Origin of the sequence: Staphylococcus sp. HMSC056G08, assembly GCF_001812305.1 — a bacterium.
GTDB lineage: Bacteria > Bacillota > Bacilli > Staphylococcales > Staphylococcaceae > Staphylococcus > Staphylococcus simulans.
Genome location: NZ_KV808497.1, coordinates 1 through 15,917 on the forward strand (window position 1 = coordinate 1; position 15,917 = coordinate 15,917).

General features: G+C 37.4%; 14 protein-coding genes. 4 read left to right on the top strand and 10 right to left on the bottom strand.

Translation table 11 applies throughout. From position 1 onward, the window contains the following. Nucleotides 1-346: 346 nt before the first annotated feature. Genes ilvA through ilvD form a run of 9 tightly spaced genes read right to left on the bottom strand, consistent with a single transcriptional unit; the run spans nt 347 to nt 11,171 of the window. Nucleotides 347-1,615: a threonine ammonia-lyase IlvA gene (gene ilvA, locus HMPREF2846_RS08640; protein ID WP_057510853.1), complete on the bottom strand. Its 1,269-nt coding sequence runs from the start codon at nt 1,613-1,615 to the stop codon at nt 347-349. Nucleotides 1,616-1,627: 12 nt separating this feature from the next. Beyond that, nucleotides 1,628-2,209 carry a 3-isopropylmalate dehydratase small subunit gene (leuD, locus tag HMPREF2846_RS08645; protein ID WP_002481742.1) on the bottom strand — a complete coding sequence of 194 codons (582 nt, stop codon included), beginning with the start codon at nt 2,207-2,209 and terminating at the stop codon, nt 1,628-1,630. Beyond that, complete coding sequence (leuC, locus tag HMPREF2846_RS08650) at nt 2,202-3,584, bottom strand: 3-isopropylmalate dehydratase large subunit (protein WP_002481741.1); 1,383 nt, start codon at nt 3,582-3,584, stop codon at nt 2,202-2,204. The genes leuD and leuC overlap by 8 nt, the downstream gene beginning before the upstream one ends. Before the next feature lie 15 nt (nt 3,585-3,599). After that, entirely contained in the window at nt 3,600-4,640 is a 1,041-nt protein-coding gene (gene leuB / locus HMPREF2846_RS08655; protein WP_070626450.1) for a 3-isopropylmalate dehydrogenase, read from the bottom strand. Further along, nucleotides 4,637-6,169: a 2-isopropylmalate synthase gene (locus HMPREF2846_RS08660; RefSeq protein WP_070626451.1), complete on the bottom strand. Its 1,533-nt coding sequence runs from the start codon at nt 6,167-6,169 to the stop codon at nt 4,637-4,639. Before HMPREF2846_RS08660 ends, leuB begins: the two co-directional genes overlap by 4 nt. 25 nt (nt 6,170-6,194) lie before the next feature. Continuing rightward, nucleotides 6,195-7,199, bottom strand: coding sequence for a ketol-acid reductoisomerase (gene ilvC, locus HMPREF2846_RS08665; RefSeq protein WP_070626452.1), 1,005 nt, complete (start codon nt 7,197-7,199; stop codon nt 6,195-6,197). Between the two features lie 58 nt (nt 7,200-7,257). After that, nucleotides 7,258-7,731, bottom strand: a complete 474-nt coding sequence (gene ilvN, locus HMPREF2846_RS08670; protein WP_002481737.1) for an acetolactate synthase small subunit — start codon at nt 7,729-7,731, stop codon at nt 7,258-7,260. Further along, the gene (ilvB, locus tag HMPREF2846_RS08675) at nt 7,728-9,455 is read right to left on the bottom strand and encodes a biosynthetic-type acetolactate synthase large subunit (protein ID WP_070626469.1); all 1,728 of its coding nucleotides are present in this window, start codon (nt 9,453-9,455) and stop codon (nt 7,728-7,730) included. The genes ilvN and ilvB overlap by 4 nt, the downstream gene beginning before the upstream one ends. A gap of 21 nt (nt 9,456-9,476) precedes the next feature. Beyond that, complete coding sequence (gene ilvD, locus HMPREF2846_RS08680; protein WP_070626453.1) at nt 9,477-11,171, bottom strand: dihydroxy-acid dehydratase; 1,695 nt, start codon at nt 11,169-11,171, stop codon at nt 9,477-9,479. A gap of 460 nt (nt 11,172-11,631) precedes the next feature. Between ilvD and tsaE the strand changes: the two genes are divergently transcribed. From tsaE to tsaD, 4 genes are read left to right on the top strand one after another with little or no spacing between them, the layout of a single operon-like run. After that, nucleotides 11,632-12,105, top strand: a complete 474-nt coding sequence (gene tsaE / locus HMPREF2846_RS08685) for a tRNA (adenosine(37)-N6)-threonylcarbamoyltransferase complex ATPase subunit type 1 TsaE (protein WP_070626454.1) — start codon at nt 11,632-11,634, stop codon at nt 12,103-12,105. Continuing rightward, nucleotides 12,074-12,739, top strand: a complete 666-nt coding sequence (gene tsaB / locus HMPREF2846_RS08690) for a tRNA (adenosine(37)-N6)-threonylcarbamoyltransferase complex dimerization subunit type 1 TsaB (protein WP_070626455.1) — start codon at nt 12,074-12,076, stop codon at nt 12,737-12,739. The genes tsaE and tsaB overlap by 32 nt, the downstream gene beginning before the upstream one ends. Before the next feature lie 20 nt (nt 12,740-12,759). Further along, nucleotides 12,760-13,179 carry a ribosomal protein S18-alanine N-acetyltransferase gene (gene rimI, locus HMPREF2846_RS08695; RefSeq protein WP_096754679.1) on the top strand — a complete coding sequence of 140 codons (420 nt, stop codon included), beginning with the start codon at nt 12,760-12,762 and terminating at the stop codon, nt 13,177-13,179. Continuing rightward, complete coding sequence (gene tsaD / locus HMPREF2846_RS08700; protein ID WP_023015914.1) at nt 13,179-14,204, top strand: tRNA (adenosine(37)-N6)-threonylcarbamoyltransferase complex transferase subunit TsaD; 1,026 nt, start codon at nt 13,179-13,181, stop codon at nt 14,202-14,204. Before rimI ends, tsaD begins: the two co-directional genes overlap by 1 nt. A 57-nt stretch (nt 14,205-14,261) precedes the next feature. Here tsaD and HMPREF2846_RS08705 read toward each other — a convergent pair whose 3' ends face one another. Beyond that, on the bottom strand, nt 14,262-15,857 hold the full coding sequence (locus HMPREF2846_RS08705; protein WP_070626457.1) for a MutS-related protein: 1,596 nt from the start codon (nt 15,855-15,857) through the stop codon (nt 14,262-14,264). Nucleotides 15,858-15,917 lie beyond the last annotated feature (60 nt).

A 15,917-nucleotide genomic window follows, 5' to 3' on the forward strand; every position in this document is an offset into this window, starting at 1 on the left:
AAATTTACTTACTATCTAGTTTTGAATGTATAATCGTATATTATATATTTTGGATGCGATGAGCCGCATTGAGATCTCAGGTTTGAGGTCTTTTTTTTATGCTTTTTTATAAGAGAAATTGATATAGTTCATAAGATACATATAAAACATTACATACTGTTTTAAATAGGTATATAAAAAGCATTTTTAATCAGCATTAGTTAAAGACTCATTCAATAAACGAGAATTTAGCTTAAAATGTGTAAGTGGAGAAGCTGTGCGGAAAATTAATAGGCATATGTATATAAAGAAAAAGCAGGAGAAACCATAAGTCATTTTAGAATTATGGCATCTCCTGCTTTTTAGATTAAATCAATAATGAATACAACATTTTGTTTTCATTAATATAGATATTTGATGGATCAAACTCATGTACTTTTTCTTTCAAACGCGTTAAGTCATCATGGTTATTTAATTGAATACCTATGATAACTGTACCTGTGTTTTGAGAAGATTTTTTCAAGTACTCGAATTTAGTGATATCATCATTTGGTCCTAATACTTCATTTACGAACTCTCTTAACGCACCAGGACGTTGAGGGAAGTTGAAAATGAAGTAGTGTTTCATTTCTTCATATAAAAGTGAGCGTTCTTCGATTTCTTTCATACGGTTGATATCGTTGTTACCACCGCTGATAATACAAACTACTGTTTTGCCTTTGATTTGATCACGATATTGTTCTAGAGCTGAGACGCTTAATGCACCTGCAGGTTCTGCGACAATGGCTTGTTTAGAATACATATCTAAGATTGTAGAACATACAGCACCTTCATCGATTTGAAGATAATCATCAACGACTTTTTTCGCAATTTCAAATGTAATTTTGCCGACTTGTGCAACAGATGCACCGTCTACAAACTTATCAATTTCTGGTAATTTCACTCTGTGATGTTCTAAGACAACTGAAGTATACATACTTGCAGCACCTTTAGGTTCAACACCTACAATTTTTGTTTGAGGCGACTTCTCTTTAAAGTAAGTACCTACACCAGAAATTAATCCGCCGCCACCAATTGCGGCAAATAGATAATCTACATCGATATTGCTTTCTTGTGCTTCTTTTAAAATTTCCGCTGCGATTGTACCTTGACCTGCAATTGTATTGACATTGTCAAATGGGTCAATAAAGTTCATCGCATGTTTTTCAGTATATTCTAGGGCTTCTTTTAAACAATCATCAAATGTATCACCAACCAAGATTACTTCAACATTTTCTCCACCAAAGAATTTAACTTGATTAATTTTTTGAAGGGGAGTTGTCACAGGCATAAAGATGACTGCTTTTAATCCTAATCGTTGTGCAGTAAATGCGACACCTTGTGCATGGTTGCCGGCACTCGCACATGTAATACCTTTTGCTTTTTCGCTTTCGCTCAATACTTGAATTGCGTTATAAGCACCTCTTAGTTTAAAGGAACGTACCCATTGCAGATCCTCTCTTTTTAAATATACATTACAGTCATACTTTAAAGATAAATAATGATCTTTCTCTAAAGGCGTTTCTTTGACAATCGGCTGTAATGATAAAAAAGCCTCTTCTATGTCTTTAGCTGATACAGCAGTTTGTACAGTCATTTCGCTCACTCCTTAATTGTGTTGGTATTTCTGTTCGTATTGTTCAATTTGGTCTTCGTATGCCAATGTGACGGCAATATCATCTAGTCCTTGAACAAGTTTGTTCTTCCAAGTTGAATCAATATCAAAATGTAATTCGCGATCAGGTGTTTTGATTACCTGATTCGGAAGGTCAATTTCGAGCTCTTTATATTTCGCAAGGAACTCGCGATCTTCTTTTTCTAGTGCGATAGGTAATAATGCATTTTTCGTGCAGTTCATGTAGAAAATATCACTGAAGCTGCCCGCAATAATAATATTGATGCCATAATCTTTTAATGCCCAAGCTGCGTGTTCACGACTAGAACCGCAACCAAAGTTATCACCTGTGATAAGAATTGAAGCACCTTTATATTGAGGTTGGTTTAATTCGAATTCAGGGTTATCTGAACCATCTTCTAGATAACGCCACTCATCAAAGGCGTAAGGACCAAGTCCTGTTTTAGAAACGCCTTTGAGATGGACTTTTGGGATAATTTGGTCTGTATCAATATTATCGTGAAATAAAATAGCAGTTTTACCTGTATATTGTGTAATCGGTTCGATTTTAAGCATGTTCAAGCGCCTCCCATTTTCTGACGTCTACGAAGCGTCCTTCAATCGCAGCAGCTGCTGCCATAGCAGGGGATACAAGATGTGTTCTTGCACCTTTACCTTGACGACCTTCGAAGTTACGGTTGCTGGTAGAAGCACAGTGGACACCAGCTGGTACTTGGTCAGGGTTCATACCGAGACACATTGAGCAGCCAGGTTCACGCCATTCAAAGCCTGCATCTTTAAAGATTTTATCAAGTCCTAATGCTTCAGCTTGATGTTTAACACTTCTTGAACCAGGTACAACAATTGCTGTGATATTAGGATGTACTTTATGTCCTTTAACAAATTTACTTGCTTCTTGTAAGTCAGAAAGGCGCGCATTTGTACAAGAGCCTAAGAATACATAACCAAGTTCAATATCTTCAGCTTTTTCACCTGGTTTTAAATCCATGTAGTGATAAGCACGTTCGTCATTGACGTTTTGAATTTCTGGGAAAGGTGTATTGAAGCTTACACCCATTTCAGGACTAGTACCCCAAGTTACTTGTGGTTCTAGGTCAGATACATCTAACTCAATCACACGATCAAATTGTGCATCCTTATCACTATAAAGTGATTGCCAATATTCTGCAGTTTCCTCATCAATATCAGCGTAAGGACGACCTTTGACATATTCTAGTGTTGTTTCATCTGGTTCAACTAAACCATATTTTGCGCCGGCTTCAATCGCCATATTACAGATTGTCATTCTCGCATCCATTGATAGATTACGAATTGTAGAACCTGCAAATTCAAGCGCATAACCTGTACCGAAATCTACACCATATTGATTGATGAGGTGTAAGATAATATCTTTCGCATATACACCTTTAGGCAACTCACCATTAATATCAATTAAAAGATTCTTCGGTTTAGTTTGCCACAATGTTTGTGTCGCAAAAACATGTTCAACTTCACTCGTTCCGATACCGAAAGCAATGGCACCGAAAGCACCGTGTGTTGCTGTGTGAGAGTCACCGCAAACAATGGTTTTACCAGGTTGCGTTAATCCCATTTCTGGTCCAACCATATGTACGATACCTTGTTCTTCAGTACCATTATCAAACAGTCGAACCCCAAACTCTGCACAGTTCTTTTGAAGCGTCTTGATTTGTGTTGCTGCAATTTCATCTTTGATGTTGAAAATATCTTCTGTCGGTACGTTATGATCAATTGTCGCAAACGTTAAATCCGGACGTCTCAGTGGTCTGTGTTGAATTCTTAATCCTTCAAAGGCTTGAGGTGATGTCACTTCATGGATTAAATGCAAGTCAATGTATAATAATTGCGGTTCACCTGCATTTCCTGTGAGAACATGTCTATTCCATATTTTATCGAACAAAGTTTGTCCCATTTCAATCACCATCCTTTAAAGTTGTTGTAAAATTTTCTCGAAGATTTCTGAAGTATGTGCTTTTCCGCCTAAATCAGGTGTCGTAAAGCCTTCTTTCAGTAAACCATAAACAATCTTTTCTAATTCTTCTGCCGCTTCTGCTTGATTAAATGTTTCTCTGAAACACATTGCTAATGAAAGCACCATACCTGTCGGATTCGCAATATCTTGACCCGCAATGTCAGGTGCTGATCCATGAATTGGTTCATAAAGTTTTGTACCTTTTTGTCCATAGCTGACAGAAGGGGATACACCTAATGAACCTGGAATGACAGAAGCTTCATCGCTTAAAATATCACCGAATAAGTTTTCAGTTACAATCACATCAAATTGTGTTGGACGCGTAATCAAATGCATACTGCATGCATCAACAAGTAGATGTTCTACTTCCACATCAGGATATGAAGCAGATACTTCATCAACTGTTTTACGCCATAATTTACTTGATGCTAATACATTTTCTTTGTCCACTGAAGTTAATTTCTTACGTCTTGATTGTGCAAGTTTGAACGCTGCGTGTGCAATACGTTCAACTTCTGCTTTAGTATATGTTAATGAATCAATTGCATGATCTTCAGCTAATTCTTTCGGTTCACCGAAGTATAAACCGCCTGTTAATTCTCTGACAATCACTAAATCAGTACCTTGTACACGTTCTGCTTTAAGAGGAGAGAATTCAGTCGTGCCTTCAACTACAGCAGTAGGGCGGATATTTGCGAATAACTCTAAGTTCTTTCTTAAAGCAAGTAAGCCAGCTTCAGGTCGTTTTGGGCTGTTTGTCCATTTTGGACCGCCGATTGCACCTAAAAGAATCGCATCAGATTGTTTACAAGCTTCAAGCGTAGATGATGGAAGCGGGTCGCCATAGTTATCTATAGCGGCCCCTCCAAAATCATAAGTTTCTAATTCATAATCAATGTTATATTTTCCACTTAATTTTTCTAATATTTTCAAAGTACCTTCAAGTATTTCTGGACCTATACCATCGCCTGGGAGGGCAGTGATTTTATAACTCATGCGTTCACCTCATTATTAACTGATGCATCAGCAATATGATTAGAATAAGCTTCCACATAAGCTTTACATGAAGCAAGCAATACGTCATGGTCGATACCGATACCGTAGTAAGAGCGTCCATCAATGCTAAGTTCAACGTTAACTTGTGCTTGTGCATCTGAACCTTCAGTTACTGAAGAGATTTGATAGTTCAACAATTCAGATTCAGCATCGAAGATTAAGTCTACTGCATTGTATACTGCAAGAATAGAACCTGTTCTTGTTGCTGCTGATTGATATTGTTTGCCGTCATTATCACGAAGTTGAACGACTGCACTTTGTACACCTTCAGCCACAAATTGTAGTTGAAGATTTTCAACATGATAAGCAGCATTTGTTTCATGGTAATGACCTTGAACAAGGGCATGTACGTCATAATCAGAAACATTTTTCTTTTTATCGGCAATAGATTTGAACTGTTTGAACAATTCAACTTGTTTTTCTGGACTGATTTCGTAGCCAAGTTGTTTTAACTTTTCAGCGAAAGCATGTTTACCAGACAATTTACCAAGAGGCAATTCAGATGTTTGGATACCCACTAATTGTGGCGTCATGATTTCGTATGTTTCACGGTTTTTCAAGAAGCCGTCTTGGTGGATACCTGATTCATGACTGAATGCGTTTTGGCCGATAACAGCTTTATTTCGAGGTACTGGAATACCAGCGAAACGAGAAATTAAATCAGAAGTTTCTTTAGTACGTCCAAGCTCAAGTCTTGTTTCAATACCATAGTGATCTTTACGTACGTATAAACCAAGCGCAACTTCTTCAAGTGCAGTATTACCAGCACGTTCACCGATACCGTTAATTGTACCTTCAACACGTTTTGCACCATTTTCGATGGCAGCCATGCTGTTTGCAACAGCTAAGCCTAGGTCATCGTGGCAGTGTGCACTATAGATAATTTCTTGATCAGATTTAACATTTTCAAGCAATACTTTAAAGATATTTCCGAATTCAGTTGGATAGCTATAACCTACTGTATCAGGAATGTTGATAATTGTTGCACCTGCGTCTACAGCTGTTTGCACACTTTTGATTAAGAAATCTAAATCAGTACGTGTTGCATCTTCGGGTGAGAATTGTACAACATCGAATAAAGATTTGCCATAAGCAACATTTTCAGTAATTTGCTCTAGCACTTCTTCTTGAGTCATTTTCAATTTATGCTCTAAATGAATAGGGCTAGTAGCGATAAATACATGTAATTGCGGATATTTTGCTTCTTTAGTTGCTTCGTACACAGCATCGATGTCGCTTTTCTTACATCTTGCTAAGCCTACTACAGCAGTTTTAGTTAAAGCTTGTGAAATAGCTTGAACTGATTTAAAGCTACCTTCACTAGAAGCAGGGAATCCAGCTTCAATTACATCGCCACCCCATTTTTCAAGTTGCTTTGCGATAGTCAGTCTTTCATCAAAGGAAAAACTGACTCCGGGCGTTTGTTCACCGTCTCTTAGTGTTGTATCAAATATTTGAATATGACTCATAAATAATCAACCTCCTGATTTAGTATTATTCTTCAATAGTTTTATTTTCAACGAATGGCATCATTTCACGAAGTTTTTTACCAACTTCTTGGATTTGGTGACCTTGTGCTGCTTTACGTAGTTTGTAGAATTCTTCGAATCCATTTTCATTATCTTTAATGAAGTTGTTAGCGAATGTACCGTTTTGGATATCAGTTAATACAGCTTTCATGTTTTCTTTAACGTCTGGTGTGATAACACGTGGACCTGAAACATAGTCACCGTATTCAGCAGTGTTTGAAATTGAATAACGCATAGTTTCCATACCGCCTTCGTACATTAAGTCAGCGATCAATTTCATTTCATGTAATACTTCGAAGTAAGCAAGTTCTGGTTGGTAACTAGCTTCAACTAATGTTTCGAAACCGTTTTGGATTAATTGAGTAACACCACCGCAAAGTACTGCTTGTTCACCGAATAAGTCTGTTTCAGTTTCTTCTTTGAATGTAGTTTCAATGACACCAGCTTTAGTTGCACCGATACCTTTTGCATAGCTTAATGCGATGTCAAAAGCGTTACCAGTTGCATCTTGGCCTACACCAAATAATGCAGGAACTGAGCTGCCTTCAGTGAATGTACGTCTTACAAGGTGACCAGGGCCTTTAGGAGCTACTAAGAATACATCTACGTCACTTGGTGGTTTGATTACATCGAAGTGGATGTTGAAACCATGTGCAAATGCTAATGCATTACCAGCTTCTAGATTAGGAGCGATTTCTTCGTCGTATACTTTACCTTGGATTTCATCTGGTAATAATACCATGATTACGTCTGCTTGTTTTACTGCTTCTCCAACTGGATATACATCGAATCCATCTTTTTTAGCTCTGTCGAAAGAATGTCCTGGGCGGATACCGATTATAACGTCATAGCCGTTGTCTTTAAGGTTTTTAGCATGTGCGTGACCTTGAGAACCGTAGCCTAATACCGCGATTTTTTTACCTTCTAAAGCGTCTTTTTTCACTGATTCGTCATAATAAACTGTTGTCATAATAAATTCCTCCAAAAATTTGTTTTATTTTAAATTCTCAACTTTGTGAAAATTCAAATTATAATAATGCTGCAGTTCCTGTTCTAGAAACTTGTTCAATCTGTTGTGATGATAGTGCATGTAATACATCATCAAGTGCTTGTTGTGTACCTGATGCTTGTAAATAAGTATGACCATCTTCTTCTTTTAATACTGAAACTAGCGCATCACTGTGATTGATCAAGTTGTCTAATTCTGTTTTATCTGCAGGTGTTGCAATTTTAGCAAGTAATAATTCCACACTGTAGACGTTGTTATCTGTGATATTTTCTACAGAAAGTACATTAATTTGTTTTTCTAAATGGAGCATGAGTGATTGTACTTTTGATGCTTCATCTAACTCAGCTACGAATGTCATATCAGAAATACCAGGTTGAATACTTGGTGTAACACAAAGTGTTACGATATTAAACTGACGTCTTAAAAAGGTACTTGTCAGTCGGTTTAATGTACCAGATTTATCTAATACTTGCGTCTTGAATGTATATCTCATAGGACACCCTCCATTTCGTTGTTCGCTTTACCGCTTGGTACCATCGGTAAAACTGGTTCTTTAGGTGAGATTCTTACTTCGATTAAAGCAGGGCCTTTGTGTGCAAATGCTGCTTCTAAATCTGCTTCAAGTGTTTTAGGATCATCTACTAAGAATGCTTTCACACCATATGCTTCTGATAATTGTTGGAAATCTGGTTGGCCATTGAATACTGAATGAGAGAAACGTTGTTTAAAGAATTTATCTTGCCATTGTTTAACCATTCCTAGTGTGCCGTTATTGATAAGGACGATTTTGATATCTAAACCATACTCATTTAAGATTGCCATTTCTTGGCTGGTCATTTGGAAACCGCCATCTCCAACGAAACAAACAACTGTTTTATCAGGTTGTGCTAATTTAGCACCGATAGCAGAAGGGATGCCGAAGCCCATTGTTCCAAGACCACCGCTTGTTACTAATTGATTATCATGTTTGAATGGATAGAGTTGTGCTGCCCACATTTGGTGTTGGCCGACATCTGTTGTAACTAGCGCTTCTCCATTTGTAATTTTACCGATATACTCGATGGCTTGTTGAGGTTTGATAAATACATCTGCTTCTTCATCTGTGTATGCAAATGGATGAGATTTCTGATTATTCACACAATAGTCAACCCAGTCTTTATGTTGGTCGTAAGTATTAGTTTCTGTAAGCAATGCTTCAAGCATCAATTTACAGTCAGCTACTACGCCCAAATCTGTTTTGATGATTTTGTTGATTTCAGAAGGATCGATGTCTACATGAACAACCTTAGCGTTTTCTGCAAATTTATCTGGGTTACTTGCAAGGCGGTCGTCGAAGCGGCTGCCAAAGTTGATAAGCAAGTCGCAATCAGAAAGTGCCATGTTGCTTGCGTAAGATCCATGCATACCGCCCATACCTAAGAATAGGGGATTGCTGTAAGGAATTGTGCCTAACCCATGTAAAGTTGTGACTACTGGAATTTGATGGCGTTCAGCAAATGTAGTCAGAAGTGGGCCTGATTCTGAATGTCTCACGCCTGCCCCAGCTAAAATGACTGGTTTCTTCGCTGATTTCAACCATTCTAGTACAGTTTGTACATCTTGAGGGTTCGGTGCATCAGCTAAACGATATCCTGGTAAATCAAGCTCGTCACATACATCAACATCAGATTGTAGAATGCCGACATCTTTAGGGAAGTCGATGACTACTGGGCCTTTACGACCTGTATTTGCAATGTGAAACGCTTGATGTACCACTTCAGGAATTTCGTCTGGATGTTTAACTTGGAAGTTGTGTTTAGTGATAGGTGTTGTCATTGAAAGTAAATCCGCTTCTTGGAATGCATCTTTACCGATACCTGGTGTTGCAACTTGTCCTGTAAATACTACAAGTGGCAATGAATCACTAAATGCGTCTGCGATACCTGTAATAACGTTTGTTGCTCCTGGACCGCTGGTAACTACAACTACGCCAGGTTTGCCAGAAACTCTGGCATAACCTTCCGCAGCGTGTACAGCACCTTGTTCGTGTCGTGCTAAGATATGTTTGATTTTACCATCGTAAAATGTATCATAGAGCGGTAGCACGGCACCTCCTGGATAACCGAAAAGCAACTCTGTGCCTTCTTTCAACAGTGCTTCTACCAACAATTCCGAACCGCTTCTACTCGTTTTCGTGGCTGCTTGTGTACTGTTTGCTTCTTCATTATGTTTAGTCATTTGTGGGTTAGACATAAAGCATCACTCCTCAATTAGATATTCTGGTACTCTCATAACACCGCCCGTATTTGCACTTGTAACAAGTGCTGTATAACGTGCTAAGTAACCTGTTTTCACTTTAGCTTTAAATGGTTTGACTTCTGTTTTACGTTTGTTCATTTCTTCTTCTGAAACATCTACATCTAATGTTCTGTTTGTTAAGTCGATGACGATTTCATCACCGTCACGAATTAATCCGATTGGTCCGCCTGATGCTGCTTCAGGTGAAATGTGTCCGACTGCGATACCTCTTGTTGCTCCTGAGAATCTTCCGTCAGTGATTAATGCAACATCTTTACCTAAGCCACGACCTACGATAGATGAAGTAGGGGCTAACATCTCAGGCATTCCTGGTCCGCCTTTAGGGCCTTCATAACGAATAACTACAACGTGACCTTCACGTACAGTGTGGTTATCAATTGCTTCAACAGCTTCATCATGAGAGTCGAAACAAATGGCTTTTCCTTTAAAGACTTTGATTTCAGGATCTACACCGCCGACTTTGATAACTGCACCATTTGGAGCTAAGTTACCATATAAGATTGAAAGGCCACCTTCTTTATCGTACGGATTATCAAGTGGATGGATGACATCTTTGTTTTTGATTTCTTTGCCTTGGTTGTTTTCGCGAAGTGTTTTACCTGTAACAGTCACTCTGTCAGGGTGCAATGTACCTTCTTTTTTCATTAATTCATTGATGATAGCAGGAACACCGCCGGCTTCATGAACATCGTGCATAGAATAAGAAGAACTTGGTGCGATTTTAGATAAATAAGGTGTACGTTTAGCAATTTCATTGATACGGCTTAAGTCATAATCAACACCCGCTTCATTTGCGATTGCAAGTGTGTGAAGTACTGTGTTTGTTGAACCGCCCATCGCCATATCTAATGCGAATGCATCATCTAATGCTTCTTTTGTAACGATATCATGTGGTTTCAAATCATTTTTAATATTGTCTACTAATTGGAAAGCGGCTTGTCGAATCATTTCTCGACGTTGGTCTGATACGGCTAATGCTGTACCATTATATGGAAGTGCTAGTCCTAATACTTCCATTAAACAGTTCATTGAGTTTGCTGTGAACATACCTGCGCAAGAACCGCAAGTAGGGCAAGCATTTTGTTCCATATCTAAAAATTCTTCTTTTGTCATTGAACCGCCTTTAAAGGCACCAACTGCTTCGAACATAGATGAAAGAGTTAAGGCTTTACCTGTTGTAGATAAACCAGCTTTCATCGGTCCGCCTGAACAGAAGATAGCAGGTACGTTTGTTCTAACTGCTGCCATTAACATTCCTGGTGTGATTTTGTCACAGTTTGGAATGTAGAAGACGCCGTCGAACCAATGTGCATTGATAACTGTTTCAGCTGCATCTGCGATGATTTCACGAGATGGTAATGAATAACGCATTCCAATGTGTCCCATTGCGATACCATCGTCAACACCGATTGTGTTGAATTCAAATGGAATTGCGCCTGCTTCTCGGATAGCTTCTTTTGCAATATCTGCTAATTCTCTTAAGTGAACATGTCCTGGAACGATATCGATATAAGAGTTACAAATCGCTACGAATGGTTTGTTCATATCTGTTGGATCTTTGATTTGTCCTGTGGCATGAAGTAAACTTCTGGCCGGAGCCTGTTGGTCTCCTTTTTTGATTGTGTCGCTTCTCAATATAATTCCCCCCGAAGATTCAAATAAAAAAACGTCCCAATAATTATTGGGACGTCAATGGAAGTCCCATTCAATCGGAAATAGGACTTAAACATTTAGTAATGGTTTTTACTAAAGTTCGAGTCCTAGCAAATTAATAAAATGACTAAAATATTTGTTGTTGTCGGTAGAGTATTTGCTTGTGTTCTGTTAGTCATTTCAATTTGCTCCTTTCGAATGGTTTTATGAATAAATTTGAATTGTCTAAAAATTTGATAAACTTAATTTACTACATGTCCAGAGGGATGTCAACCGGATTTCTGAAAATTTTTTAATTTCATACATGAAAACGTTTTTAATAATTACATATTTCATTTTTAAAGCAAACAATCATTATAGTCAAAAGCAGTTGCATGCCATGTTACAATATAGAAGACGAAATTTCTGTACGCATACAGAATAGAAAATAGGAGACTTGAAAATGATAACAATCAACAATATTGATCAAATGAATCAATTTGCTGAAATACTGACAAAGCATTTACAACCCAAAGATCTAATTTTATTAAATGGTAATTTAGGTGCAGGAAAGACAACATTAAGTCAATTCATCGGTAAGCATTTAGGAGTGAAACGTACAATTAATTCTCCAACCTTCAATATTATTAAATCTTATAAAGGAACGAACATGAAATTTCATCATATGGATTGCTATCGCTTAGAAGATTCTGATGAAGACTTAGGGTTCGATGAATATTTTGATGATCATGCAGTAACCGTTATTGAATGGAGTACATTTATTCAAGACTTATTGCCAGGTAATCATTTAACGATTAATCTTACTGCAGTAGATGAAAATAAAAGAGAAATTACAATAGAAGCACAAGGTGCGCATTATGCACAACTGAAGGAGGACGTCACACGTGATTTACTTGCTGCTGGATACATCCAATAAGCCTATGTCGCTTGCAGTGATGCAAGATGAAAATATATTAGTAGAACATACCACAAATATTAAACGTAATCATTCTGTTCAACTGATGCCGGCGATTCAAAAAATCATTGAAGAAGCAGGTATCACTAAAAGAGATATTAATGCAATTATCGTTGCTAAAGGTCCTGGTTCATACACTGGATTAAGAATTGGTGTTACGACTGCTAAAACGTTAGCTTATGCATTAAATACAGAGTTATATGGCGTTTCATCTTTAGAAGCCTTAGCTGCAACTTTACCTGATACACAGACTGAACAGTTAATTGTTCCCGTGTTTGATGCAAGACGAGAAGCGGTTTACACAGGTATTTATCAATACCAAGAAGGTCAACTTGTTAACTTATTAGAAGACCAATATATGTTGATTACAGATTTAAATGATTATCTGAATCAACAACAACAGCCACACGTTTTTGTCGGTCATGATTTAGAAAATATTACTGAGTTGCTAAATGGACCGATAATTCATCAACTTCCTAAAGCCAGCGTGATGCAAAGTTTAATTACGCAACCAGAAAATATCCATACCTTTAAACCAGACTATCTTAAACTTTCTGAGGCAGAACGCAATTGGTTAAAAACACAACGGAATTAAATAGCTTGAATATACGATTGATGACTGTAGAGGATGTGCCGAAGGTCTTTGATTTAGAACGCTTGTGTTTTAATGATAGCTCTTGGACTATTGATGCTTTTTATCATGAAGTCGAGCGTAATCAGTTTGCACGTTATTTTGTGATGGAATATGAGCAAGAGATTATTGGTTATATCGGTATATGGACCGTCATTGATCAAGCACAAATTACGACAGTTGCGGTAACTGAAAAGATGCGCGGGTATGGATTAGGAAAGTTAATTGTGGAGTATGCGATGAATTTCGCTAGACAGACATGTGAGGTTATGAGTTTAGAAGTACGTATTGAAAACAGCATTGCGCGTCGTGTTTATGAATCATTAGGGTTCAATTACGGCGGCAAACGAAAAAATTATTATGGAGAAGGCGAGGATGCACTCGTAATGTGGGTGGATTTATAATGGAAAAAGATACATTAATTTTAGCAATAGAATCAAGCTGTGATGAAACAAGTGCCAGTGTGATTAAAAATGGCAAAGAAATCTTAAGCAATACTGTGCTAAGCCAAATTGAAAGTCATAAACGTTTCGGCGGCGTGGTCCCTGAAGTAGCGAGCCGTCATCATGTGGAAGGTATCACACAAACGATAGATGAGGCCTTAACAACAGCGCATACAGATATGGAAGCAATAGATGCGGTTGCGGTGACAGAAGGTCCAGGCTTAATCGGTGCACTTTTAATCGGAGTCAATGCAGCAAAAGCATTAGCATATGCATATGATAAACCATTAATCCCGGTGCATCATATTGCAGGTCATATCTATGCGAATAATTTAGAAGAACCATTCGAGTTTCCGTTGATGGCACTGATAGTATCAGGTGGTCATACGGAGTTAGTTTATATGAAAGACCATTTAAACTTTGAAGTTATCGGTGAAACAAGAGACGATGCAGTCGGTGAAGCTTATGATAAAGTGGCACGTACAATCGGCTTGCCGTATCCCGGCGGACCGAAAGTCGATCAACTCGCAACAGAAGGGGAAGATGTCTACGACTTCCCACGTGTATGGCTAGAACCGGATAGTTTTGATTTTAGCTTCAGTGGTTTAAAAAGTGCAGTTATCAATAAGCTGCATAACTTGAAACAAAAGAATGAAGAAATTATTCCTGAAAATGTTGCGGCAAGTTTCCAAAATAGTGTCGTTGAAGTTTTAGTACACAAGGCGATTAAAGCATGTGAAACGTATCAAGTGAATCAGTTAATAGTCGCAGGTGGTGTTGCAAGCAACAAAGGTTTACGAAAAGCACTTAAAGAAGCATGTGCAGAACATCAGATTAAATTATCAATTCCAAGTCCGAAGTTATGTACTGACAATGCGGCGATGATTGGTGCAGCAGGTCATTATTTATATGAAGCTGGATTAAAAGCTGATTTAGATTTAAATGGTAAAAGCAGTATTGATATTGAAGAATTTTCAGTAGAATAGTTGAATAAAAAGAAATGTTGATAAAAGAAAAAGTAGAAAAGCGGTTATTTTGCTTCTCTACTTTTTTGTATTTTTTAATGCATTTTGATAAACAGCATCAGGAAAGTGCATTAAGCGTAATAATTCAATTGCATTACGAGTATCTGCTTTACCTGGTTTGATTTTATAGTCAAAATAAATTTCATCATTTTTAATCGTTTCATTAAAATGATAATTCGCAAAATCCTGTTCAAGTAGTTGTGATAATTCAATATCATGCGTTGCCGCAATGATTCTGTATTCGGGATGTTCTGCAAGGTAATTTAAAACTGATTCAGAAGCAGCAATGCGCTCTGTTGTATTCGTTCCCTTAAATATTTCATCGATAAAGCAATAACAATAAGTGTATGTTTGATCCATTAAGCGTAAGATAGATTTCAATTCTGCGATGAAGTAACTATCTCCGCTCAGTACATCATCTTGATTCGCCATAGAAGTTAAAATCATACCAGGCTTATATTTGAATTGAGTCGCTAATGCTGTATCAACAGTTTGCGCTAATACTAAATTGAGTGCTACAGCTTTCATGAACGTCGATTTACCTGATGCGTTCGAACCTGTCAGTAAGATGTTTCGCTGAATGTTTAAATCATTTGGGACAGGTGTCTCAAGTAAAGGGTGAACTAACGCGTTGAATTCTAATTCAGGTTGTTGTGTGACTTCAGGATGTGTATATGATTCTAAAGTTTCTTGCCATAAAGCAATCGCATAATGATTGTCAATTTCACTAACATAGTCATAACAAGCCATCAGTTCATCTTGATGCTTAGTAAAGGTATTTTGAACTGAATTGAAAATAACATAATCTAACATGAAAGCGAGTTTAATAAATTCTGCCATCGCACCACCTTCGTTATCAGGTGAAACTTTACCTAGTAGGGGACTGAATCGTTTGGCTTTCGCGAAATGTTTGAAATTCACATCAAGTTCAGGTGCTTGTTCAAGTTGATGAATACGTTCAGCTTTTTTAATGACATTAACAGAATAAAAGGTTGCGTTGATATATTCAGAGTAGTGTTTGGATAATTTACCGCTTAGAAAGATATTCAACACAATCGTAAAGAGTAATATTAATAAGCCTGGGCCCTTTAGAATAGGTACAAGTATCAAACCTATAATAGGAAGCAAAGGACATAGATAATAAATATTTTGCATTTTAATTGGTTTGATTTGATCCGGAAACATTGGGTAAATTGTTTTGCCAATTTGTGATAAATGTACAGACACACTTTGACGAAATGTTTTATGATTTTTGAACTTGTTAATCAAGCTTTGGTTGTTAACTTTAAACATGCCTCGAAGTGTTGCGTATAAGCGCATTTCACCAATTGCGGTGAAATTATAATTGAGTTGTTGAAACACGTCGTCTAAATTTAAATCGGACCATGTTTTATCATCGAGTGTATGTTCATTTTGCTGATGATATGTATCGTATTGATAGCGATAATGTTGATTGGGACGTATGAAGCTTTCAGATTTAGCGCGTGCATCCCATAATGAACGTATACGTTGTGCAGCGCGGTATTTTTGGTAGTAAGTGAGTATGATATAAAGCGCTGTAATCACTAGCCACATGAAGATTAAAAATAAGAAAATATTAAGTACACTATCCATGAATAATACCTCTCTATTTATATGAATTATTTATAGTATCTCATAATAATGGGCAGTCGC

Coding starts and splice junctions, on each gene's coding strand:
- ilvA (WP_057510853.1), bottom strand. CDS start 1,615: ATGACTGTACAAACTGCTGTATCAGCTAAAGACATAGAAGAGGCTTTT.
- leuD (WP_002481742.1), bottom strand. CDS start 2,209: ATGCTTAAAATCGAACCGATTACACAATATACAGGTAAAACTGCTATT.
- leuC (WP_002481741.1), bottom strand. CDS start 3,584: ATGGGACAAACTTTGTTCGATAAAATATGGAATAGACATGTTCTCACA.
- leuB (WP_070626450.1), bottom strand. CDS start 4,640: ATGAGTTATAAAATCACTGCCCTCCCAGGCGATGGTATAGGTCCAGAA.
- HMPREF2846_RS08660 (WP_070626451.1), bottom strand. CDS start 6,169: ATGAGTCATATTCAAATATTTGATACAACACTAAGAGACGGTGAACAA.
- ilvC (WP_070626452.1), bottom strand. CDS start 7,199: ATGACAACAGTTTATTATGACGAATCAGTGAAAAAAGACGCTTTAGAA.
- ilvN (WP_002481737.1), bottom strand. CDS start 7,731: ATGAGATATACATTCAAGACGCAAGTATTAGATAAATCTGGTACATTA.
- ilvB (WP_070626469.1), bottom strand. CDS start 9,455: ATGACTAAACATAATGAAGAAGCAAACAGTACACAAGCAGCCACGAAA.
- tsaE (WP_070626454.1), top strand. CDS start 11,632: ATGATAACAATCAACAATATTGATCAAATGAATCAATTTGCTGAAATA.
- rimI (WP_096754679.1), top strand. CDS start 12,760: ATGACTGTAGAGGATGTGCCGAAGGTCTTTGATTTAGAACGCTTGTGT.
- tsaD (WP_023015914.1), top strand. CDS start 13,179: ATGGAAAAAGATACATTAATTTTAGCAATAGAATCAAGCTGTGATGAA.
- HMPREF2846_RS08705 (WP_070626457.1), bottom strand. CDS start 15,857: ATGGATAGTGTACTTAATATTTTCTTATTTTTAATCTTCATGTGGCTA.